This is a genomic window from Marispirochaeta aestuarii, assembly GCF_002087085.1.
GTDB lineage: Bacteria > Spirochaetota > Spirochaetia > JC444 > Marispirochaetaceae > Marispirochaeta > Marispirochaeta aestuarii.
Map to the genome: position 1 here is coordinate 1 of NZ_MWQY01000030.1, position 20,145 is coordinate 20,145.

General features: G+C 50.5%; 22 protein-coding genes. 11 read left to right on the forward strand and 11 right to left on the reverse strand.

All coding sequences use genetic code 11. The features are described from left to right. Positions 1–128: 128 nt before the first annotated feature. The 4 genes from B4O97_RS17900 to B4O97_RS17915 form a co-directional block, all read right to left on the reverse strand. A complete protein-coding gene (locus B4O97_RS17900; protein WP_083052889.1) occupies positions 129–599 on the reverse strand; it encodes a HEPN domain-containing protein in 471 nt (156 codons plus the stop codon). Continuing rightward, complete coding sequence (locus B4O97_RS17905; protein WP_083052890.1) at positions 599–1,672, reverse strand: DUF262 domain-containing protein; 1,074 nt, start codon at positions 1,670–1,672, stop codon at positions 599–601. Before B4O97_RS17905 ends, B4O97_RS17900 begins: the two co-directional genes overlap by 1 nt. Before the next feature lie 212 nt (positions 1,673–1,884). Further along, positions 1,885–2,475, reverse strand: coding sequence for a CDP-alcohol phosphatidyltransferase family protein (locus B4O97_RS17910; protein ID WP_083052891.1), 591 nt, complete (start codon positions 2,473–2,475; stop codon positions 1,885–1,887). A 213-nt stretch (positions 2,476–2,688) separates the two neighbouring features. Continuing rightward, the gene (locus B4O97_RS17915; protein ID WP_083052892.1) at positions 2,689–3,153 is read right to left on the reverse strand and encodes a hypothetical protein; all 465 of its coding nucleotides are present in this window, start codon (positions 3,151–3,153) and stop codon (positions 2,689–2,691) included. A 160-nt stretch (positions 3,154–3,313) separates the two neighbouring features. Between B4O97_RS17915 and B4O97_RS17920 the strand changes: the two genes are divergently transcribed. Next, positions 3,314–3,775: a chemotaxis protein CheX gene (locus B4O97_RS17920; protein WP_083052893.1), complete on the forward strand. Its 462-nt coding sequence runs from the start codon at positions 3,314–3,316 to the stop codon at positions 3,773–3,775. An 11-nt stretch (positions 3,776–3,786) separates the two neighbouring features. Here B4O97_RS17920 and B4O97_RS17925 read toward each other — a convergent pair whose 3' ends face one another. The 5 genes from B4O97_RS17925 to B4O97_RS17945 all read right to left on the reverse strand — a co-directional run bounded on the left by B4O97_RS17925 (position 3,787) and on the right by B4O97_RS17945 (position 6,988). Next, positions 3,787–4,344: a class I SAM-dependent methyltransferase gene (locus B4O97_RS17925; RefSeq protein WP_083052894.1), complete on the reverse strand. Its 558-nt coding sequence runs from the start codon at positions 4,342–4,344 to the stop codon at positions 3,787–3,789. Then, positions 4,331–4,681, reverse strand: coding sequence for a hypothetical protein (locus B4O97_RS17930; protein ID WP_083052895.1), 351 nt, complete (start codon positions 4,679–4,681; stop codon positions 4,331–4,333). The genes B4O97_RS17925 and B4O97_RS17930 overlap by 14 nt, the downstream gene beginning before the upstream one ends. A gap of 21 nt (positions 4,682–4,702) precedes the next feature. Further along, on the reverse strand, positions 4,703–5,248 hold the full coding sequence (locus B4O97_RS17935; RefSeq protein ID WP_083052896.1) for an RNA polymerase sigma factor: 546 nt from the start codon (positions 5,246–5,248) through the stop codon (positions 4,703–4,705). A 100-nt stretch (positions 5,249–5,348) separates the two neighbouring features. Next, positions 5,349–5,999, reverse strand: coding sequence for a Crp/Fnr family transcriptional regulator (locus tag B4O97_RS17940; protein ID WP_083052897.1), 651 nt, complete (start codon positions 5,997–5,999; stop codon positions 5,349–5,351). Beyond that, the gene (locus B4O97_RS17945; RefSeq protein WP_083052898.1) at positions 5,999–6,988 is read right to left on the reverse strand and encodes a cyclic nucleotide-binding domain-containing protein; all 990 of its coding nucleotides are present in this window, start codon (positions 6,986–6,988) and stop codon (positions 5,999–6,001) included. Before B4O97_RS17945 ends, B4O97_RS17940 begins: the two co-directional genes overlap by 1 nt. A 151-nt stretch (positions 6,989–7,139) precedes the next feature. On the opposite strand from B4O97_RS17945, the gene B4O97_RS17950 reads away from it, so the two are divergent. From B4O97_RS17950 to B4O97_RS17995, 10 genes are all read left to right on the forward strand, one after another. Continuing rightward, positions 7,140–7,973: a PHP domain-containing protein gene (locus B4O97_RS17950; RefSeq protein ID WP_083052899.1), complete on the forward strand. Its 834-nt coding sequence runs from the start codon at positions 7,140–7,142 to the stop codon at positions 7,971–7,973. Positions 7,974–8,027: 54 nt separating this feature from the next. After that, the gene (locus B4O97_RS17955) at positions 8,028–8,804 is read left to right on the forward strand and encodes an ABC transporter permease (protein ID WP_083052900.1); all 777 of its coding nucleotides are present in this window, start codon (positions 8,028–8,030) and stop codon (positions 8,802–8,804) included. 9 nt (positions 8,805–8,813) lie between these two features. Next, complete coding sequence (locus tag B4O97_RS17960; RefSeq protein ID WP_083052901.1) at positions 8,814–9,626, forward strand: ABC transporter ATP-binding protein; 813 nt, start codon at positions 8,814–8,816, stop codon at positions 9,624–9,626. Between the two features lie 93 nt (positions 9,627–9,719). After that, positions 9,720–10,751 (forward strand): MlaD family protein, encoded by a 1,032-nt coding sequence (locus B4O97_RS17965; protein ID WP_083052902.1) that lies wholly within the window; start codon positions 9,720–9,722, stop codon positions 10,749–10,751. Further along, positions 10,751–11,692, forward strand: a complete 942-nt coding sequence (locus B4O97_RS17970) for a tetratricopeptide repeat protein (RefSeq protein ID WP_083052903.1) — start codon at positions 10,751–10,753, stop codon at positions 11,690–11,692. The genes B4O97_RS17965 and B4O97_RS17970 overlap by 1 nt, the downstream gene beginning before the upstream one ends. Next, on the forward strand, positions 11,689–12,081 hold the full coding sequence (locus tag B4O97_RS17975) for a hypothetical protein (protein WP_083052904.1): 393 nt from the start codon (positions 11,689–11,691) through the stop codon (positions 12,079–12,081). Before B4O97_RS17970 ends, B4O97_RS17975 begins: the two co-directional genes overlap by 4 nt. Continuing rightward, positions 12,078–12,953: a LysM peptidoglycan-binding domain-containing M23 family metallopeptidase gene (locus B4O97_RS17980; RefSeq protein ID WP_083052905.1), complete on the forward strand. Its 876-nt coding sequence runs from the start codon at positions 12,078–12,080 to the stop codon at positions 12,951–12,953. Before B4O97_RS17975 ends, B4O97_RS17980 begins: the two co-directional genes overlap by 4 nt. A 9-nt stretch (positions 12,954–12,962) precedes the next feature. After that, on the forward strand, positions 12,963–13,931 hold the full coding sequence (locus tag B4O97_RS17985; RefSeq protein WP_083052906.1) for a hypothetical protein: 969 nt from the start codon (positions 12,963–12,965) through the stop codon (positions 13,929–13,931). 179 nt (positions 13,932–14,110) lie between these two features. After that, positions 14,111–16,606: a penicillin-binding protein 1A gene (locus B4O97_RS17990; RefSeq protein ID WP_083052907.1), complete on the forward strand. Its 2,496-nt coding sequence runs from the start codon at positions 14,111–14,113 to the stop codon at positions 16,604–16,606. A gap of 10 nt (positions 16,607–16,616) precedes the next feature. Continuing rightward, positions 16,617–17,015, forward strand: a complete 399-nt coding sequence (locus B4O97_RS17995) for a ParB/RepB/Spo0J family partition protein (RefSeq protein ID WP_083052908.1) — start codon at positions 16,617–16,619, stop codon at positions 17,013–17,015. Here the strand turns inward: B4O97_RS17995 and pyrB are convergent. Both pyrB and B4O97_RS18005 read right to left on the reverse strand, forming a co-directional pair. After that, positions 17,012–18,580 carry an aspartate carbamoyltransferase gene (pyrB, locus tag B4O97_RS18000; RefSeq protein ID WP_096348907.1) on the reverse strand — a complete coding sequence of 523 codons (1,569 nt, stop codon included), beginning with the start codon at positions 18,578–18,580 and terminating at the stop codon, positions 17,012–17,014. The two genes, B4O97_RS17995 and pyrB, sit on opposite strands and share 4 nt — an antisense overlap. Positions 18,581–18,602: 22 nt before the next feature. Next, on the reverse strand, positions 18,603–20,144 hold the full coding sequence (locus tag B4O97_RS18005) for a P83/100 family protein (RefSeq protein ID WP_083052910.1): 1,542 nt from the start codon (positions 20,142–20,144) through the stop codon (positions 18,603–18,605). Position 20,145 lies beyond the last annotated feature (1 nt).

Genomic DNA, 20,145 nt, shown 5'->3' on the forward strand with positions numbered 1-20,145 from the left:
CAATATATACCGCGTTTAGCTTTTTTTCAATATATATAACATCCAATTGAGCTGCAAACCGTTAAGCTGGCGCGTGTTCTTGCGAAAGCAAGAACCGTGACAGTAGGTTTGACTGCTCCAATTGCTGGTTATGTAGTAATCTCGAAAATTTTCCTAATCAATTTTTTTGTATCGTCATAATATTTTGTTAAACTTACCATTGACAAATCGATTGTGTTTCCGTGTGCGATAGCATGTCGTACAGTTATTAAACTGTTAACCGATCCTTTTATTTCTTCATAATCTCTCATTTCAACTAAATTTGATTTCCACTCTCTGTTAAATTGCTCCAAAAGACTCTCTATCTTCCCCGTGCGTGCATTTGTAAAATTCTTTAGATTTGAATCAATATAATTTCTTACCTCTATTGAACCATGGTTAGATGAATAAGCCAAAAGACACATATAAATAGATTTTTCTAAATGACCAGACACAAGCACACATAGGTATTTAGTGAATTCAGCAATTAGTTCGATATCATAACTATCGCCCTTTAGAATCACTGTGACTTTTTTAAATAAATTATCAATTCTTCGTTGCCTACTATCAATTTCTTTCATTATTCCAATGATCTTATAATAATCCTAATTCTATTCTTAATACTTTCAGTATGGTGCGTCTTCCCAGTCATTATTGTTTTCTGAAATTCAGTGGATTGAATTATAGACAATAACTTATCAGAAATATTTCCTACATTTATTTTTTTTCCATTCAGATATAAATGTGATAATCCTGCATAAACACTGTCTAATATTGCTAGATTGATTGGCCCTTTATTAGGCCGAAAAACATTATTATCAATATGGTTGCTAATTACATCAATTACACTGATAAATGATGTGTATATCATGTCATAACTATATTTTTCAAAGTTCTTATTATAATCAATAAAATTATTTAAAAATTGCTTCATATTACCTGTATAGTTTTCATAATCTAACGATAACGCAATTAGCCTTAGACAGATCTCTTCATGTTTTTTTCTCTTTTTGTCAATTCGCAGTATATCTAGAAATTTTTCATTATTTGCTAACTCAATAATTAATTTAAGGAACTCTCCTTGGTAGATACAATTACGAATCTCTTGTGGGCTCAGATTCATTCCACCAGTATTCAACCTTTCAAATATCAAATAAACACTAGAGTAATTCTTTTCAATCGGATCATCTGCTTTAATAACTGTTGAGTGTATAACAGTATCTTCTAATTTCATTTTTAGTTCAGAAGGTAAATCATTTATTGTTTTGCCGTTAAATGCATTACTTACTCCTGATAATCTAAATTTTTTGCCTAAAAAATCATTATTAAAATATGACGCCAAACTTGTTAGACGTTGCAAACCATCTATAATAAGAAATTTTTGGCTTTCGTCCTCTTTCAATAAGAAAATTCCTGGAACAGGCAAACCTAACAAAAGGGATTCTATAAATTTAGATGCTTTCCTTATATTCCAAACAAAACTTCTTTGAAATTCTGGAGCAAAAACCGTTTTTGCATTAAAACGACGAACAAGTCCTGTTACATCAAAGTCAATACCATAGCTAGTTAATGAGTATTCAATATTATAATTTTCTTCAAGTTCATCAGGTTCAAGTTCGTCATAATCCATTAGATCTTCTGGGAACTCAGGCATCAGCTACTCCTATTTTTACTATAGTACTATTACTCTTAAGTTTTATCTACATAACATAATCTACTCACCACTTTTGTATTATTCTACACCCCCTTAGTAAAACAACACAATTGCATTTTTCCTCGTCTCTGACAGATGATTTCTATCACCGACTGGTTGAGAACATGAGCTTGATACACTTGTTTTACAGGAAAGATCAGATCGTAACCGTATTAACCGGTTTTTTCGTCATTAAGGGCCTGTTCAGCTGTAATTAAATGAAAGATTGACTTTGTATCAGGATCGACCTCCCCGAAACGTACGAAAATGGCAATCTCTTCGATAAAGCCGATCAGGTAAATTACCAGAATGATTGTTATAAAGTATGTGGTATTCAGGTAACCGGACAGGATTACCAGGGCATAAACCAGAACGCCGTTAAGTCTGAGAAGAAAAGTATGCATCATGATCGGTTTTCCGCAGTAAAAGCCCGAAACAATGAAGGAAAGCACAAACAGAGCGAAGAAGACCTTTAAAAGAAGCATATTCGGCACCAGGTAGACCAGATAGAGCTTGTACATGAACCAGGCGCTTCCCAGGTAGAAAAATATGTCCACGAATGAATCGAGCTTCTTCCCAAGCTCTGTTTTCTGATTGAAGGTCCGGGCAACCCAGCCGTCAAAAAAATCCGTGGAACCGAGGATAATGTAGGCCACAAGAAAAGCTGAACGCCTGTCGAACTGCACAAAAACGACGAGAACAGGAAGAAAAATCAGTCGGGACAGGGAAAGCGCATTGGGAACATTCAAGACCCTCTTTTCCATGCTGGATAACCCCCATATAAAAGGAAACACCCCGATTCATGATATGTCTGCTATCAAATTACAAACACGAACTGTAAAGAGTATACAGTGCAATACTTCAGATAGCGAGAAAAATCGTCTTCTGTCGGGTCTGAACACCAGGGGCCACACTGCAAAAACCGCCCCAATTGATCGGGGCGGTTCCATTGTACTATCGACAGGCAGCTTCTGTTCTTATCTCCGTCCTCCGGGACCTGTTTTACCCGCTGGACCTCTGGAAGAGCCTCGCCCCTGGCTGTTTCCGCCCCGGTCAGAAGCAAACCTGGGCCCCTGAGCCATCGCTCCGGTTTGCCGGTAGGATTCAACATCGTATTCAGTACCGTCAATAATGGCCCGGGTTACACTGATTACCTGCTTATCTGCAGTATTCCTGCCATATCCCTCATGAACATAGCCCTCCAGACTCACCTGGGCGCCGTCTTCAACGGCAATTTCTTCCTGGTAGGTCCGGGGAACCATAACAAGGTACTCTTCACCTCCGGATTTCAGAACCGGCGGGTTCACGGACAAATCGATGCTTCCCGTAAGGGTAACCAGGTCCCCTTCAAGTGCGGGCCTCGCCACTTCTCGTGAACCTTCGGCAAAAACAGCCATGCCTGCAAGAAGTACCAGCATAAATACAAGTGCGAAATGTTTCATAACGTCCTCCTGGTCGTCTGTGCGACCTCTCTTTGGTTTACATCGATGAATCTATACCGAAGGTATGAACAAGTTATGAAAGAAATTTGGAGTTTCAGTGAAGTGATGATATAATTCCAGCTGCATGGAGACGGCGAAGGCGGTTAAACCCAGGAATACAATGAATGCAGATATTATCAACCTGTTTCTCCATTCGGCAATCCGTCTTTTCAGGGATATGTTCGGGCTCAGAATAACCTCGTGTCCGGCTTATGTTCTGGAAAACCAGTTGAGCCATCGCTGGGAAATCTCCGGGATTCTCGGAATTACCGGTGATTATTCGGGTATTATCTCCTTCAGGCTGCCGAGCCTGCTTGCGGACAAGCTTCTGGAAAAATCGGGGATCATCCTCCACGATGACAACAAACGTCGGGAGACTGTCTACAGCATGGTCGGGGAACTTACCAACATCATCTCGAGTAATGTATCCGACCAGCTTGTTCAGAGCTCCATCAGCATCTCTCCGCCGGCGGTGATTATTGGAAAGAATCACCGCATCCTCTGGCCTAAAACTACCCCGGTTATCGCGATCCCCTTCAGTACCCAGTACGGCCCCTTCGAAGTCGATGTCTGCATGAAATAGAAGAGGTCCTGTCACTTTAGAAAAATCTGAAACGACTGCCCCGGTATTTGCGTAATTCTCTCAGAAAAACGGAAGCCCGTCCCTTCAAGTACCCGGCTGATTCTTTCCGGCGGAGTACTGTGACCATGCTTCGGCATCCAGCCCCGGGAGCCATCGTGATCGATAACCGCCACAGCGCCCCCCGGCTTGAGGGCCCGGCGCACGGAAGAAAAATACGTATTCGGATTATCCAGATGATGAAAGCTGTTTCTGGAAAAAACCAGGTCCACCGAATCTTCCGGGATCAGGCAATCATCCGTGTCGCCCAGGACCAGTATGATCTGATTACTCAATCCTGCCCTCCTGGCCGTCCTGGCTATATATGCCAGCCGGTGGGAGTCGGTATCGACGGCATAAACCTCTCCTGCGGCACCGACTGTCCGGGCCAGGGGAAGGGTAAAGGCCCCTCCCCCGGCACCGATATCCGCCACTTTCTGCCCGGATTTCAGGGGCAGATGCCCGATTATTGCATCGGTGAATTTCCGGGCCTCCAGATTAAGCATTTTCAGGTTCAGTTCAGTCAGCAGCATCTTCGTTTTCCCCCTCCCCGTTCAGATTCACCTCTTCGGTTCTACCGAATTTCTCATGGAATTTTTCCCGCCATACATCATGATGTCTCCGGCTGTCCCCGCGATGATCACTGTGATGATGTCCGCCCTTGAACAGGATCTGGGCCAGCAGGACAAGTCCCCAGGCCTGCCAGTAGGTAATTTCGGTCAAGCCGAAAATCTGCGGCATAAGCCAGTTCCACAGAAACATGACCACCAGGCCGAAAATCAGGGCCAGAAATGCCGCGCCCAGTATTCCGAGGATAACCCAGGGAATGATCCGGAATACCTTGAACTGTCTGTCCTTGTGAATGTGCATAGTATCTCCTCCCGATAAATATCAGTGTTCCATTTCATCAAAAAAAACTTTAAGATCTGCAAGCCGCCTGCGAAGGAAGCGCAGGGCATAGCGTTTGCGGGCCGTAAGGGTATTGATTGAGACACCCGTCAGTTCGGAAATCTCCGCAAAGGTTCTTCCATCCACCGCCTGGAGCAGAAATACCTCCCGCTGCTCAGGGGGAAGTTCATCGAGACTCTCATACAGGGCGTCTATCATCTCCTCCCGCAGCAGGGCATCTTCGACACCCGGAGAGCGGTCATCCATCAGATCATTTTCTCCCTCGAGGGTCCCGGGTACAACGGAGGATTCTCTTTTAAGCCAGGTCTGTTTTGAACGGTAATAATCGATGATTCGGTTTCGTGCAGCCGCCCAGATCCAGGCACCAAGATTTTCCACAGGGCTCAGGGCATCCAGGTTCTCGGCGGCCCTGGTAAACAGGTCCTGCAACAGGTCTTCCGCATCCCCGGGGTTGCCTATGCGCTTCCTTATAAAGGAGAGAAGCTGACTGGATTTTTCACGAAAGAGTGTATCGAGCCTGCGGCTCATCTTCGCCTCCTACATGTATAGTAGACGTATCCGCAGGCTTTTTGGTGCAGCTTGTGCGTAACTTTTTTTGAAAAAGTCAGGTGGATTCAGGTCCTGAGGTTTACTCAACCTGCTGTTTTTTTCTTCTGGTATTCACAAAACGCTGGAAGTCGTTGATGTTTTTGACGACAATCCGGTCACTGAATATATCCACCCGCCGCTGGGCGACGAAATGGTTCAGGATCTGCCTGACCTTGTCCGTGCTCATCCCCGCCCAGTGGGCGATATCGTCAACACTGGTCATGAAGGTACGCTCGTCGTTGTCATTCAGCTGCCGCTGCTGGGTTTCCGCCAGCATGAGGAACACATCAGCGACCCGGGCCTGTTCATCCTCCAGGGTCAGGATCATAAAGCGGCGTTTCTGATCGTAGACCCGCTTGGTAAAGAGTTTCAGCAGTTTAAGAGCGATCTGGGGATTACCCTGCATCAGAACTTCAAAGTTCTCCTGATTGAATTCCAGCAGCTTGCAGGGATCCAGGGCGATGGCGGTGGCCGATCTGGGAGAGTCCTCCAGGATGGCCATTTCGCCGAAGATCTCCCCGGGCTGAAGAATATCCAGATTCTTTTCCAGGTCTTCCATTATCTTGACGATCTGTACCCTGCCGGACTGTATCAGGTAAAAGGTGTCCCCCGGTTCGTGTTCACAGAATATTATATCCCCTTTTTCAAAGGTAACGGCGAATCGGTTGAACATGGACATATCCAGAGCCATTATCCCCTCCCCTCCAGCGATTTCAAGGCTTTTCTGGATTTTCTGTTAACAGGATTATCCTCGGTGGTCATATTCAGGATCTTGGTAAACAGTCCCCTGGCTTTCGTGGCGCTTCCTTCCTTGTCGTAGGCACTGGCTACATAGAAGAGAGCGTCGGCCAGGTCAGGATGCTTTGGATAGCGCTGAATCAGACCGGTAAAGTGGCTGACAGTCTCAGTATACTTGTTCAAAGAAAAGAGACAGCGGCCCATCTCGTAATAGGACTTGGCCACATACTCGTCGTCATCGCCTTTTTCCACAATCAGTTTGAACTGTTTCAGGGCCTCATCGTAGCGCTGCTGGCTGAAAAGGCTGACTGCATCGTAGTATTCCCGTGCTCCGGCACTCAAGCCGGCACCCCTGGCGGCGGGTCTGACCTCGTTGGGGTTTTCCTCCCGCAGGGGAACGTTCCGCTGGCTGTACTGTTCGGCCAGGGAGATGTTTGCCGTGGCCTCCTCGGCGTATTTTCCGTGGGGATAGTATAAAAGATAGCGCTGAAAGGTATACAGGGCCTGTCGGTATCGCTTGTTTTTCAGGTAGTATTCACCGATCTGAAACAGCCCGTCTTCAGGATCCGTCTCGCTGTCGCTGGTGGAAATCAGGTTCTGGACCTGTTGATGGATCCTGCGCAGCTGATTTGAAAAGACCTTGAGCATCTTCATGATGATACGGGTGTTCTTCAGCACGACCTGTTCAAACTCGGGTACGGAAAACACAAGCATCGTGGAATCCGAGAGTACCATAGCGGTCTCTTCCCGGGGGTATTTTCCCAGAGAAGATTTAACGCCGAAGAACTCGCCGGTTTTGATCTGCTCGTTTATCTCCTGCCCTGTTTCGATATCGTTGGAACGAAGATTGACGCGTCCTGACTTGAGTATATAGATTTTTTCGCTGACATCGCCCCGGAAGTAGACCACCGAGTTTGCCTTAAAATTAATCGCTTTAGGCATCGCAGGTTACCACCACCTCGCTTGGTGAAAATTGTAGCGACGAAACGGAGATACTGTCAATCGCCGCCTCTCCTTATAACTATCGGATTAATTCCCGAATAATGGAAGCCTTTCCCTTGTTAAAGAGGGATATATTGCCTAGTATAGCCGGGTGATCGACCTTCATCTCCACTCAACTGCCTCCGACGGCCGGCTCTCACCCACGGATCTGATACGTAAAGGGGCAGAAGAGGCGGACTCGATCCTCGCCCTGACCGACCACGATACCCTTTCGGGATTGCAGGAATTTACCTTGGCCGCGGCGGAACTCGGCGTAACGGCCCTTACCGGAGTAGAACTATCCGCGGAGTTCAGCCATGGCGAACTTCATCTTCTGGGATACAACTTTGATCCGGCACGCCTTGAGGCCGTCGGGCTTCTGGCCCGTATCCGGGAAGCCCGGGAAGAACGTAACCGCAGAATCTTCAGAAGCATGACGGCGGATGCTCTGCCCGTGGACTACCATGAATGGAGAGAGGCAATCCCCGGCCCATCCCCGGGACGCCCCCATATTGCCGATTACTTTATTCAAAAAGGCATTGCGGGAAGCAGAAGAGAGGCCTTCGACCGTTTTCTTTCCGAGGGGCGGCCCTATTACCTTCCCAGAGAAAACCCTCCCCTCCATGAGTGTGTCAATGCCATTCGGTCGGCGGGGGGGATACCGGTGGTTGCCCATCCCTGGTCACTGAAAATCTCCTTTTCAACCCTTTTGGAGCTCATTCCCCAATGGAAGGAGATCGGCATAATGGGCATGGAAATTATCCATCCCTCCGTTAACCGCGACCAGAGCAGTCGCCTCGGCCTTCTTGCCCGGGATAACGGCCTCGTCTGTTCCGGGGGTTCGGATTTTCACGGAGTTCCGGAGGACCGGCGCTTTTTTGGAAAAACCTCCTGGGGTAAAAAAATCCCCCGGGACCTCTCCCTGCTGGTTCATCTTGGGCTCTGAGCGCCGGCTGCGAACTTGCGGTATGTGCCGCTATACCCTATTATAGTAGCATCTATGGTAGCACAACTTGGCCGCTGGTTTATCGGGAAACTTGAGGGTCTTGCCTACGCTGCGGGCTTTTTCTTCCTGGTAATCAAGGAGGCAGCACTCTTTATCCGCCGGAAACAGGTCGGTTTTCATGTACTTGTCATGCAGATTCTCTTTACCGGCTTCGAGGCCCTGGCCATTACCGGTCTTATCGCCATGGCCCTGGGGGCGGTCATTATCGTTCAGGGGGTCAATCTGCTGCCCCAGTTCGGCCAGGGAGAACTGATCTACACTATTCTGATAACCGTGATAACCCGCGAGCTCGGACCTCTTCTGACGGCATTTATCATTACCGCCCGCTCGGGTACCGCCATTGCGACGGAACTGGGAAACATGGTGATCTCCCACGAGGTGGAGGCCTACGTCTCCATCGGCATCAATCCCATCTCCTATCTCGTGGTTCCCCGATTTCTGGGCGTGACGATTTCTCTGCTGGTGCTCAACATCTATTTCAACATTTTCGGGCTGGTGGGGTCCTACTTTCTGACCCAGTTGATTCGTCCGATCCAGTTTCTGGAATACTTCGGAAACCTCCTGGCCCAGATCCGGCTGGCGGACATTGCATCGGCCTTCGTCAAGAGCCTGGTTTTCGGCGTAATTATCAGCACCGTTGCAACCTACAACGGCTTTGCGGTACAGCAGGCTTCCACCGAGATTCCCCAGAAGGTCATAAAAGCAGTGGGACAGGGTTTTATTCTCTGCATCATCGCCAACGCGGTAATAACCATGATTTACTATCTGTGAGGCCCGGATATGGCACTGGAAACTGTCCTTGAACTTGAAGCTGTAAGCCTTATTCGCGGAGGCGTACAGATCATCAAAGATGCCTCCGCACGTTTCCGGGAAGGACGGGCCACCTTTTTCCTGGGACCATCGGGATCGGGAAAAAGCACCTTTCTCAAAATAGCCGCCGGCATCATTCCGCCGGAAAGCGGCCGGGTCTATTATCGGGGAAATGATATTTTTCAGATGAGTGAGAAAGAAAACCGGGATTTCCGGCGGCGCTGCGGCTTTGTTTTCCAGGACGGCGCGCTCTGGGCCAATCGTTCCATCTGGGAGAATCTCAGTCTCCCCCTGGAGTATCATTATCCCGGCCTGGACAAAAAGGAGAACCGTCGAAGAATAGAAGAGGCCATCCGACAGATCGGTTTCAGGGACAATCCCCAGTTGCGGCCCGCCCAGCTTTCGGGGGGCGAGTGCAAAATGATCGGTTTCATGCGCGCCCTGATAACGGATCCGGATATTCTGTTTCTGGATACCCCCACAGGAAATGTGGATGCAAACATCGCCGCCAGGATGCACCGCATTATCAAAAACCTGAAAGGACAGGGAAAAACCCTTTTTATCTGTTCCCACGACAAGGAGTTGATCTCCGCCGTCGCGGATGATCTGATGGTCATAGACGGCGGTTCCATCCTGAGCCATGGTCCTTTACGGGACGTACTGAGCGGTGAAAACGATGCAGTTAAAGAGATTATCGGAACGGTAGTGGACGCGGAATCAATTCTCGGCGATGATCTGCTCCAGTTGCTCTCTCCCGAAGGGGAAAATCCCTTTGATCTGTAGAAGAGCCGGTTTCCGGGCTGACCCGATAATTGACAGGCAGGACGGGCAGCACTAGAATGAGAGACGTCATCGTGATGAATGTGAAGGAAAGGCATGAAGTTTAAAATTCGCTACGCAGAGCAGATAACCGGCATCTTTGTCTTACTGGCAATCGTTTTTGTAGGCCTGGTTATGATTCTGATGGGAATTAACCAGCGCTGGTTTAAAAATGATCCCTCCTTCTACAGCATTTTCGACTCAGCGGAGGGCCTGAAACGGGGAATGTCCATTACCCTCAAGGGATTTCAAGTAGGGAAAGTCAACGATATCAGTCTGATGGACGACAACCGTGTGGAGATAAACTTTTCCATTTTCGATAATTTTCACGAAAAGATATACGAAAATTCAATCCTCGAGCTGGCTTCCAATCCTCTGGGACTGGGGGGAGGGCTTATCCTCTACCCGGGCTTGAAACCCACAGATCCGCTTCCCGGCGGGGCGTATATACCGTCAACCGATTTTGATGAAGGTCGCCGCCTGGTAAGCGCTGGTCTGGTGCAGATAAGCCGAAGCGATGCGGTAAACGTACTTATGAACGATGTTTCCACCATCATTGCCGTCGCCACGGACACCCTTCTCTCTCTGAATGATCTGATCGAGACTACCACGAGTACCCTGGCAGGACAGAATCCCGGTCCCGTGGGAGGAACGATCCGTAACGTGGAGAGTATAAGCTCTCAGCTTGCGGATTCCATGGAGGGGCTTACAGGCAGGCTGAACGCCACCATGGCGAATGTGGAAAAGCTCTCGGGTGAACTTTCCGATCCCCGGAAGTTCATGTCCGATATCGTGGCCTCGGACAGTTCCATTGCCATGTTCCTCGACGACAAAGCCCGTCTGTATACCGAAATCGAGGGTATTCTGACAGGGATCAATAAAAGCCTCGTTCAACTCGAAGAGTTCGCTGTTTTTATCAACGCGACGACCCCCCAGCTCTCCGGTATAATTGAGGACGGAAGAGTGGCCCTGGATCACGGCAAGGATGTACTCGAGGCACTTAAAAACAATCCTCTTCTCAGGGGCGGTATAAGCGAGACCAAAGAGCAGGCAGCCATCTACAAATCATACAGAGACAGGGACTTCTAATGAGTAAACAGCACTTTGGCCTCTTCTGCCTGGCACTGGTTCTACTCTTCAGCGGCTGCTCCTCCACGCCGGATCGGCCGGAAACGGTGTCCCTCGCCAAAAACCGGGCAGCCGAGTATACCGAATACGGCAACCGCTATTTTGATCAGGCTCTTTTTGACCAGGCCCTGAAGTTCTATATCATGGCTCTGGAAAACAATATTGCCGTGGATTATAAAGAGGGGATCGTCCTTTCCCGGGATGCCCTTGGACAGACCTATCTTATGCTTGGGCGCTTTGCCGAGGCCGGAACTTCGCTCCAGGCTGCCAGGGAGCTGGCGGCACGCATGCAGCGAAGCGACCTGGAACTCCGGGTACTGAACAGCCAGCTAAAGCTGGCACTGAACCGGGGCAGCATGCAGCAGGCCCGCAGGATCTTCGACGAAGCCCGGGAACTGCTGAATAAAACCGGGAATACTCCTGAGGATATTCTTGCGGATATCTATCACAGCATGGGAGCCCTGGAAAAGGCGGACGGGAATCTCCAGGAAGCCAGGGGAAATCTGGAAAAGAGCATAGCGATCAACAGACGCCTGGACCGCAGGGAAGAGATTGCCGGATCCCTGTACATGCTGGCTTCGGTTTTCTCAAAACTTGAGGAGTATCCTGCAGCCCGGGATTATCTGCACTCCGCCCTGGATATGGACAAGCAGATAGAAAACACCCTCGGAATAGCGGATGACTACTTTGCCCTGGGGATTGTAAACAGCAGGATGGGAAACCGGGAGGAAGCCTATCTTCATCTGCAGACCGCCCTGGATATATACGCCGTACTCAACAGGCGCGAGAACACCATGGAAACCCTCTCTGTCCTGATTGACCTGGCGGGGGAACTGGGCCGTGAAGACGAAGCGGACATCTACAGAAGCACTATGGAAAAGATTCAGAGGACCGCAGGATGACAGATTACCGTGATATTTTTCGTTCCATTCTTGCAGGCTATGGAAATTTTTTCAGAAATCTTCTGCGCTTTTTTCTGGCCGCGATCATAATTGCCCTGACGGCCGCGATAATAGCTTTTCCCCTCTGGTTCCTTGCCATACAGCACACGGCCCTTTACTCCCGGCTGCTGATTGTCTGTACCCTGGCATGGCTGGCATACCGTTCGGTGCGTCGAAGACATCTCCCTGTTCTGCTGCTCCGGACGCTTCATGCCGGGGGGATTCTTCTTGCAGTCTACGCGGCCGTGGCAGCCTTTATATACGGGGCAGTCCTGCCGGGGATCCTGTCTGCCGCCCTGGGGCTTCTGCTCTTCGGACTGCTTATCCGGCGAAAACCTGAAAGAGCATGAGAATCAGAAGCATACTCTGTCCCGTACTGCTGATTCAGGGGCTTCTGTTTGCCCTTCCCGACTATCCTCTTATCAGAGAATTGAGCTTTCGGGACCCCCTTTTTATCCAGCTGGGGGAAGAAATCGCTGATTTTTACAAGGCAGAGGCCCGAAAATCAGTCCTTCCGGAACTGATCTTTTTCAGACATATCCTCAAGGAGGATCAGGATCTTTTTTCCATCGCATCCCGCTGCTCTCTGCCCTACGATACCCTCGCCAGCCTGAACGGTTACGTCCGCAACACAAGACTGCAGAAGGGAGAAAGTCTGTTGCTGCCGAATCAGCCGGGTCTGTTCGTACCCCGGGATCCCCGTAACGATATGGACAGGTTTTCCGAATCAATTCCCCGGGAAAACGGTATTCCCTGCAGTCCCTTTGGCGACCAGGAGTATATTTTCTATCCCGGAGAACGCTTCGGACCTGTGGAACGATCATTTTTCCTGGGAGTTTTTCTCGGTTTTCCCCTGCGGGCAGGGGTTGTCAGTTCCAGTTACGGAGAGCGAATCGATCCCTTCAGCGGACACAGCCAGTTTCATCACGGAATCGATCTTGCCGCTCCCATGGGCGCAGAGGTCCTGGCCGCCAGGGAAGGGAGGGTGATTTTTAATGGCGCTGACGAGGTTTACGGCCTCTACATAGTCCTGGAGCATGCAAACGGCTACCAGACCCTCTACGGACATCTAAAAAAAAGCCTTGTACGATTGAATCAGGAAGTAGTATTGGGTATGATTATAGGAGAGGTTGGTGTTACAGGACAGACAACAGGTCCTCATCTCCATTTCGAAGTCCGACGGAAGGGTGTCTCCAGGGACCCTTCGTATTTTATTCGGTAAGGGTACACGATGAAATCGGTATTCCCCATTCTTCTTATCCTCATTTTATCCCTCCCGGTATCACCGGCCCTGACAGCCGATGCGGTACGGGGTTCGGTAGTCGATATTCTGGAAGTACGGGCGGACAAACAGCCCGAGGCTTCTTTTACCATCGAGGAGCTCGTTTCCCTGGACCTTGGTGCAAACACCGAATTTATTACCGGTGTAGAGATTGAACTTTCAATCCCTGAAGAGTTACGGCGTTTACGGGACAGTTTCGCCGTATACCTTTACAGAAGAGTCGATCCACGGCCGGAAACCACCGGAATGCGCCGCTATTTCGGTGAATCCCTGAATTATTATATTGTCCCTGCTGCACGTAAGATGTATATCCAGATTCCCCTGCGAAAGGATACCGAACTGCCGCGAAACCCTGAAACGGTTCTTCTCAGGAACCAAGTTACCGTGGAGGATTTTCCCCTGATTCTGACCGTTCTTCCCATTATGAAAGGTATCCCGTCGGACATATACAGCGCCCCCTTGAAAATAAAGGCATATCCCTATCTTGCCGCAGAGGGAATTCTCGATCTGACGGTTACCGCTCCGGATGAACACCCCTACACCCTGCGTATAGACGGCCGGGAGCTTGAGTACCGGGAAAAGGGCTATCTTCTTTCCGAAGGTATCCACGAGGTGAGCATTGAATCTTCCGCCTATATGCCGGTAAAGCGCTCTGTCTCCATCACCAGGGGAACCAGAACCGGCCAGAACATCGTTCTTGAAAAGAAGGAACCCAGGATTAATTTTGAAACTCCCGAAGGAACGCTTATTTTCCTTGACGGCCAGCGAGTCAGCGGTGCATCATTGAAAGTAGAGGAAGGGGTGCATACAGTTGTATTTAAACTGGGGGATTACTCCATGACACGGGAGTTCGAAGTACTGGGTGGAAAAACCTATACAATCACCCTGTTTTTAGATGTTTTTGTAAAGGAAAACTAATCTTTTTTGCAGAATGACCGAAAATAAAGGTGTCGGATATTTATAGTTCCCCTCCCAGTTTACTATGGTATTCGGCAACCTACCAACCTGGCCGATTCTTCGGAATCGGCCTTTTTTTAGGTCCCCGGGGATGATCGTCCTATCTTGACAAAACCGGAGTGCCTACCTACTGTAGCCCTATGGCATTTTCCCGTCGTCAGCGCGTAATTGTGCAAATCATCATCGGTATAACCCTCCTGGTCGCCCTGGGCGTCGGAATTACCCTCGGACTGGCAATCGCATCGATACGTAATATCGATGTAGTCCGGGAACTCAGGGACTACCGCCCTTCTCTACCGACCCAGATCCTTGATCGTAACGGCAAACTCATTACCGAACTCTTTGGAGAGGAAAAACGGGAGATCATTCATGTTGATGAGCTTCCCAAGCACCTTATTTACGCTGTACTTACCAGGGAAGACCGCAATTTTTACACCCATTCCGGTTTCGACTTTGTCCGGACCACCAAGGCGGCCATCGATATGGCCATGGGCCGCTTCTCAGGCGGCGGAAGCACCATAACCCAGCAGGTAGCGGGCCGACTTTTTGCGGACCGTTCGAAAAAAACGATTGAACGCAAAATTCGGGAACTCTGGTTTGCATTCCTGTTGGAAAGATCCTTTACGAAAGATGAGATCCTGGAACTCTACCTTAACCAGGAGTTTCTGGGCCATGGTACCTACGGTGTGGAGGCGGCATCCCAGCTCTATTTCGGCCACTCGGCCAGGGAAGTAAGCATAGCTGAAGCGGCTATCCTTGTACCTCTTTTTTCTGCCCCTTCGGGCTACTCCCCCATTCTCCATCCCGAAGCCGCCCGGGACCGTCAACGCTACGTCCTGGATCAGATGATTCAACTGGGATACGTGGCCAAAGAAGAGGCCGACGACTCCTTCCGGGATTTCTGGGATTCCTGGGATTATACCAGATCGAGCAGCACCAGCGCCTATCTGTCGAATGAGAGCCAGGCTCCCTATTTCAGCGAATATATACGCCAGCAGCTCGAGGATCTTCTGTTCGGCTCCGTGGACATCTACAAGGACGGATATATCGTACATACAACCCTGGATCTGGAATATCAGCGCACCGCCGATTCAATTATGCGTGAGGGGATACGTTCCATCAATCAGCGATACAGATCTTCATCCCAGGAACGTTTTTCCGTTGTCGATACCAGGTACGTACCGCTGCTTGACATGATGTCTCTGGCATTCAATATCGATAATATAAAGGTTGCCGGGGCACGGCAGCGACGGGAAGCAAAATCATCGTACCTGGGAAAAATGAATCCCCTGGTGGACCTGATCGCCATGTCCACGGGCTCCCAGTCCCTCAAGAGCTTTGTCAACCGTACCTACGATTACCAGAAAACAGAAAATGACCGTTCAATTATAGAGGGGGCCCTGATTACCCTGGAAAATGAGACGGGACACATACTCTCCATGGTGGGAGGTTCGGATTTTGAAACCACAAAACTGAATCGCGCCGTCCAGTCCAAGCTTCAGCCCGGATCCTCCTTCAAACCCCTGTACTATTCCGCCGCCATTTCTTCGGGTAAATTCACCCCCGCCACCCGTCTTTATGACGGCCCCATTGTCTTCTGGAATGCCGACGGTACCCCCTACGAACCCCAGAACTTCCTGGGTGAGTGGGAGGGTTCCGTACTTCTGCGATATGCCCTGGCTACATCGATGAACGTGCCTTCCATCCAGGTACTGGACGGTATCGGTTTCGACGCCGCTATTGAACGGGCCTCCCGCCTTCTGGGACTGTACGATCAGCGAAATAACGAGGATGTTTTTCCCCGCCGCTATCCCCTGGGCCTTGGAATCGTCTCGGTGGCACCCATCAATATGGCCCGGGCCTTCGCCACTTTTCCCAACGCCGGCAAGGAGGTTGTACCCATCGGTATAACCTATATTCAGGACAGGCAGGGGAACATGGTCCTGGAACACGAGAAGGAACTACTCAGTCAGCGCAAGGGACAGAATACCCGCATACTCTCTCCCCAGGCCGCCTACGTTATGGTGGACCTCCTCGAGAGTACCGTTGAATTCGGAACCCTGGCGAACAGACGTCGCAACATCGGCGGTTTCGACGGCATGCCCATGGCGGGAAAAACCGGCACGACCCAGAACTGGGGAGACGCCTGGACGGTGGGGTTTTCGCCGTACATGACAACCGCAGTCTGGTTCGGGTTCGATATGCCGGGAAACAGCCTCGGCCGTTATATTACCGGAGCCACAGCCGCCGGTCCCATTTGGGCCCGTTTCATGAAAGAGGTCCACAGCAATCTTGAACCGAAGGACTTCTTCAAGCCCGACTCCGGTATCGTTACTGTTCGGGTATGTGCCGTCTCGGGAAAACTGCCGACCCAGGAGTGCGACGAAGGAATAATAGAGGAGATATTTATTGCCGGGACCGAACCCCGTGAAGCCTGCGAAATCCACCAGTTTCAGCAGCAGCGGGATGAAGTACTCTTGAAGCATATTCAGGATAACATGCTTATTCAGGACTTTTCCGTACCCGACACTGAATTTCCCGAACTGACACCTCCTTCTTTTGACAATGACCTGAATGAAAATCCTGCGCTGGAAGATCCCGATACATCCGGGTCTTTTAACCCGCTGCTCGATTAGGAGTCCGTGTATGCAGATCAATGTTAAGGACATAAGCGTCAAGAACCGCATTCGAGTAAACCTTGGAAACCTTAATCAGCTCATGGAGAGTATCCGCCATTACGGTCTTATGAACCCGATTATCGTTACTCCCAGGTACGAGCTGATTGCCGGCCAACGGCGCCTTGAGGCGGTCAAACGCCTGGGATGGCAGAAAATAGAAGCACGCGTTGTGGATAACCTTAGTGATGCGGACAGACTTGAAATGGAGATCGATGAAAACCTGCACCGCCGCCCGCTGAATCCCGATGAGCTGGCGGACGGCTACTCCCGCCTCACCAGGCTGAGGAACCCCGGTTTCTTTCGCCGGCTGTGGCGATCGATAACCGGGTTCTTCAAGCGTCTGTTCAAATTCAGGAAACGACGTTAAAAATCCCAGATCTCATGAAACGAGTGGCTGTGGTCACAGTAGCGGCAGACAAAACGGTTACCCTTTGACCGGATAAACTCGGGCTGCACATTCTCAAACAGCTCGGGACGGGAAATGCAGTTCTCGTTCTTGCAGGAAATCTCCTTGAATCCGTAGACCTTCGGGGGAATACGAAGACGGTACTTCTTCTGCACCCTGCTGTCATCGATGATATTGAGGGTACATCCCGGGGCAATGGCAGCCAGCATCTTGAGCTGGCTCTCGTCGAAGGAGATGATATCCGGCAGGGAGATTATTCCCTTAAATATTTCGCTGTCGTTGGTGTGATAGACCCCGTGGGACGAGCGAATGTCGAAACCCATGATCCTGCGTATCTTGTCGATGTGGTCCCAGATCTTTTTCAGGTCCCGTCCTCTGCCTATATGATCTATCACGATTCCCCGCTCCACCGGTTTAATACCCACCTTGTACTCGGGCTTTCTACCGCTGCCCACCGGGGCCTCCTGAATAAAATCATCGGGGAGTTCTTCCCACTGCCTCGTTGATCCCGTAAAGCCGTCTCCCAGTTTTCCCGCCAAAAGAGCGATCTCCACAATCCGGGTAAAATAGCCGTTGGTTGACTGTTCGTCCCAGGCATTCAGGGATGTATGATCAAGAAATCCCGGAATGGTGGGGTATTCCCGATGCCGGGGAAGGGGGTGATAAAAGCGGGTCCCCTCCTTCAGGCGTCCCATATATTCCTTTCTGAAGGTAATCGCGTTTCGCAACACGGCAGCCTTTTCCCGGATTTCCTCACCCATCCGCTCGAGCTGCGGCCGGGTAAAGTACCAGATTTTCGCCGGATCCCCGGTTGCCAGGTACTCCTCGATGGAAGGATACTCCCTGACCTTAAATCCGTTGTCTTTCATCCGCTCCACATAGTAGGAGGGCATGGCCAGCTCTTCGGGAGCGACGAGATCGACTTCCACGTTCTTGAATACCTTGAGACCGTCCACCTTGGAATGTACGGTCCTGCCGTGAAAAAGATCCCCCACAAGTACTATACGCAGGTGATCGCGGTTCCAGTTCTGCTGTTCAAGAAAACTGAACTCATCCAGGAATTCCTGGGTGGGGTGCTCGTGCTTGCCGTCCCCGGCATTGATAAAAACCGGTCTGGGCATGGATATTCTTTCGGCGTAGGCCCCCAGCTCGTCATGCAGCCAGCGGCACAGGCCTTCCTGTCGGGACCGCACGACAAAAAGAGATTTGTCACTATAGCCGAAGAGCATCTTGATGGTGTCGGTTATACTTTCGTTTTTATTAAAGGAAGACGTGGCGGTATTAAAGTGGTTTACTCTGACCTCATGAAACTGGGCTGCGTTGGCAAAGGATTCCCGTGTACGGGTGCTGTCCTCCAGAAAAACAAGGTATACCCCCAGGCTCCTGTCGCCGATTTTAAAATCCGAGACATCGGCGCCGGAGCGAATGCGCTCCTTGAGCTCCCGGGTCTTTTCGTACAGATACACTTGTTCGTCGATGGAAAAATCCTCAACAACCGTTAAGCTTCGTCCGGTAAATGCAGACACATACTCCTCCTGATCAGCTTGTCTAGGGTGAAACAGATTGCAGAGATACCGGATCCAGGACCAGGAGCCTTCCGCTGTCCTGTACGTAGAGTTTTCCCTCCCGCAGGCTTATCCAGGTATCCGGATTGACCGTCACTTCCGAAAGGGCCTGTAATGAAAGATCCGTATTGAATCGGGCTACCCGGTATCCGTTGCTGTCGGCTATGCCGTATACATTCCGGCGATCAAGCAGAAGAAAGCTCATTGGATACATGTCCGTATCGCCCTGGTTCTTCATTTCAAAGCTCACCGGGTCGATGGTAACCAGGCGTACAGCCTTGTTGCCCCCGGTCTCACCTGCTACCACGAGGTAGGAGTCCCCGAGGATCAGCAGATCCCGTGAACGAATAGTGTTTATCCCGGAACGTCTGCGGATTTCTCCGGTGCCGGATAACGCGGAAACGAGCATTCTGAAGTTTTCCCGTCCCTCAACAATATATAGAAAAGGCACTTCCGGGGGGGCCTCTTCCCTCTGGTCTTCCAGGATACCCCGTTCATCCGAAGCGATCTCTTCGCGCTCCTCCCGGATCCGCTCCACCCGCTCCTGGACATCCTGTTCCGCCCTGGCGACCTCCTCTTTCTGCTCATCCACGGCTTCCCGGCGCTCATCCAGGGCCGCTTCCCGTTGGCTGACATCTTCCTCGGCAGCAGCTATGGCCGCCTCTTCCGCGGCCCGTTCTCCCTCGTCCTCAATGGCGGCGGCCTCATCCCTGCGGCGTTCAAGATCCTGCCGTTCAGCTTCAAGCTGCTGTTCCTCTGCGCTGATCTCAGCCTCATCCTCCGCTATCTCCGCCCTGGCGCTGTCTATGCGCTCCTCGTCAGCTTCAATCTCCTTTTCCTTGAGTTCGGTCATCTCCTTGCGTTCCGGGATGCCCTTGTCCTCATCCTCCTGGAGTTTGGCGATTACCTCATCCTCGGTAAGGGTATCCATATCAACGGCCCCGATTCCTCCGCTTAAGGGGAGAACCCGCAAAGGGAGCAGCATCTGGGTCTTCCCGGGCCATTGGGAATAGACCGTCGCAAGACCTGCCTTATCCGGATCAAGGTTGCTGACGACCCGGTCCTGGTACTTTTGACCGATATACTCCATATCTCCCCGGTAAACGGCATTGTAGTAGGTGGCAAACTCGGCAAGAATCTCGGCATCGGCGAAACTGTAGTCGAAGGCCTGTGAAAGATAAGCGGCGAGAATCCTCCTGAGGTTGCGGACATGGTCCACACGGGCGTCCGGCTCCAGAATGAAGATATCAGCGCTCAGGAGTACTGCTCCGGCATCAAAAATACGCCGTACCCGGTATTTTCCGTCAAAGAGAAATCCCTCGCCTCCTTCCGCAAGACCTGCAGCCAGAGACCGGCCGATCCCCAGAATCTGGGCCAGGGTATCGATTCTCTCATGGGGACCTTCGTAGTTTACAAACTCAACAGTCCCGATATCGATGCTTTTCAATTCTGTTTCCGCAAGGTCCTGGGCAAACAAGGCCGGAACCAGCAGCAGAACAAGCAGTATCCGGAAATAACCTTTCATA

Excerpts from the sequence above, each read along its gene's own strand:
- B4O97_RS17900 (WP_083052889.1), bottom strand. The coding sequence starts at position 599 with ATGAAAGAAATTGATAGTAGGCAACGAAGAATTGATAATTTATTTAAA.
- B4O97_RS17905 (WP_083052890.1), bottom strand. The coding sequence starts at position 1,672 with ATGCCTGAGTTCCCAGAAGATCTAATGGATTATGACGAACTTGAACCT.
- B4O97_RS17910 (WP_083052891.1), bottom strand. The coding sequence starts at position 2,475 with ATGGAAAAGAGGGTCTTGAATGTTCCCAATGCGCTTTCCCTGTCCCGA.
- B4O97_RS17915 (WP_083052892.1), bottom strand. The coding sequence starts at position 3,153 with ATGAAACATTTCGCACTTGTATTTATGCTGGTACTTCTTGCAGGCATG.
- B4O97_RS17920 (WP_083052893.1), top strand. The coding sequence starts at position 3,314 with ATGAATGCAGATATTATCAACCTGTTTCTCCATTCGGCAATCCGTCTT.
- B4O97_RS17925 (WP_083052894.1), bottom strand. The coding sequence starts at position 4,344 with ATGCTGCTGACTGAACTGAACCTGAAAATGCTTAATCTGGAGGCCCGG.
- B4O97_RS17930 (WP_083052895.1), bottom strand. The coding sequence starts at position 4,681 with ATGCACATTCACAAGGACAGACAGTTCAAGGTATTCCGGATCATTCCC.
- B4O97_RS17935 (WP_083052896.1), bottom strand. The coding sequence starts at position 5,248 with ATGAGCCGCAGGCTCGATACACTCTTTCGTGAAAAATCCAGTCAGCTT.
- B4O97_RS17940 (WP_083052897.1), bottom strand. The coding sequence starts at position 5,999 with ATGGCTCTGGATATGTCCATGTTCAACCGATTCGCCGTTACCTTTGAA.
- B4O97_RS17945 (WP_083052898.1), bottom strand. The coding sequence starts at position 6,988 with ATGCCTAAAGCGATTAATTTTAAGGCAAACTCGGTGGTCTACTTCCGG.
- B4O97_RS17955 (WP_083052900.1), top strand. The coding sequence starts at position 8,028 with ATGGTAGCACAACTTGGCCGCTGGTTTATCGGGAAACTTGAGGGTCTT.
- B4O97_RS17960 (WP_083052901.1), top strand. The coding sequence starts at position 8,814 with ATGGCACTGGAAACTGTCCTTGAACTTGAAGCTGTAAGCCTTATTCGC.
- B4O97_RS17965 (WP_083052902.1), top strand. The coding sequence starts at position 9,720 with ATGAAGTTTAAAATTCGCTACGCAGAGCAGATAACCGGCATCTTTGTC.
- B4O97_RS17970 (WP_083052903.1), top strand. The coding sequence starts at position 10,751 with ATGAGTAAACAGCACTTTGGCCTCTTCTGCCTGGCACTGGTTCTACTC.
- B4O97_RS17975 (WP_083052904.1), top strand. The coding sequence starts at position 11,689 with ATGACAGATTACCGTGATATTTTTCGTTCCATTCTTGCAGGCTATGGA.
- B4O97_RS17980 (WP_083052905.1), top strand. The coding sequence starts at position 12,078 with ATGAGAATCAGAAGCATACTCTGTCCCGTACTGCTGATTCAGGGGCTT.
- B4O97_RS17985 (WP_083052906.1), top strand. The coding sequence starts at position 12,963 with ATGAAATCGGTATTCCCCATTCTTCTTATCCTCATTTTATCCCTCCCG.
- B4O97_RS17990 (WP_083052907.1), top strand. The coding sequence starts at position 14,111 with ATGGCATTTTCCCGTCGTCAGCGCGTAATTGTGCAAATCATCATCGGT.
- B4O97_RS17995 (WP_083052908.1), top strand. The coding sequence starts at position 16,617 with ATGCAGATCAATGTTAAGGACATAAGCGTCAAGAACCGCATTCGAGTA.
- B4O97_RS18005 (WP_083052910.1), bottom strand. The coding sequence starts at position 20,144 with ATGAAAGGTTATTTCCGGATACTGCTTGTTCTGCTGCTGGTTCCGGCC.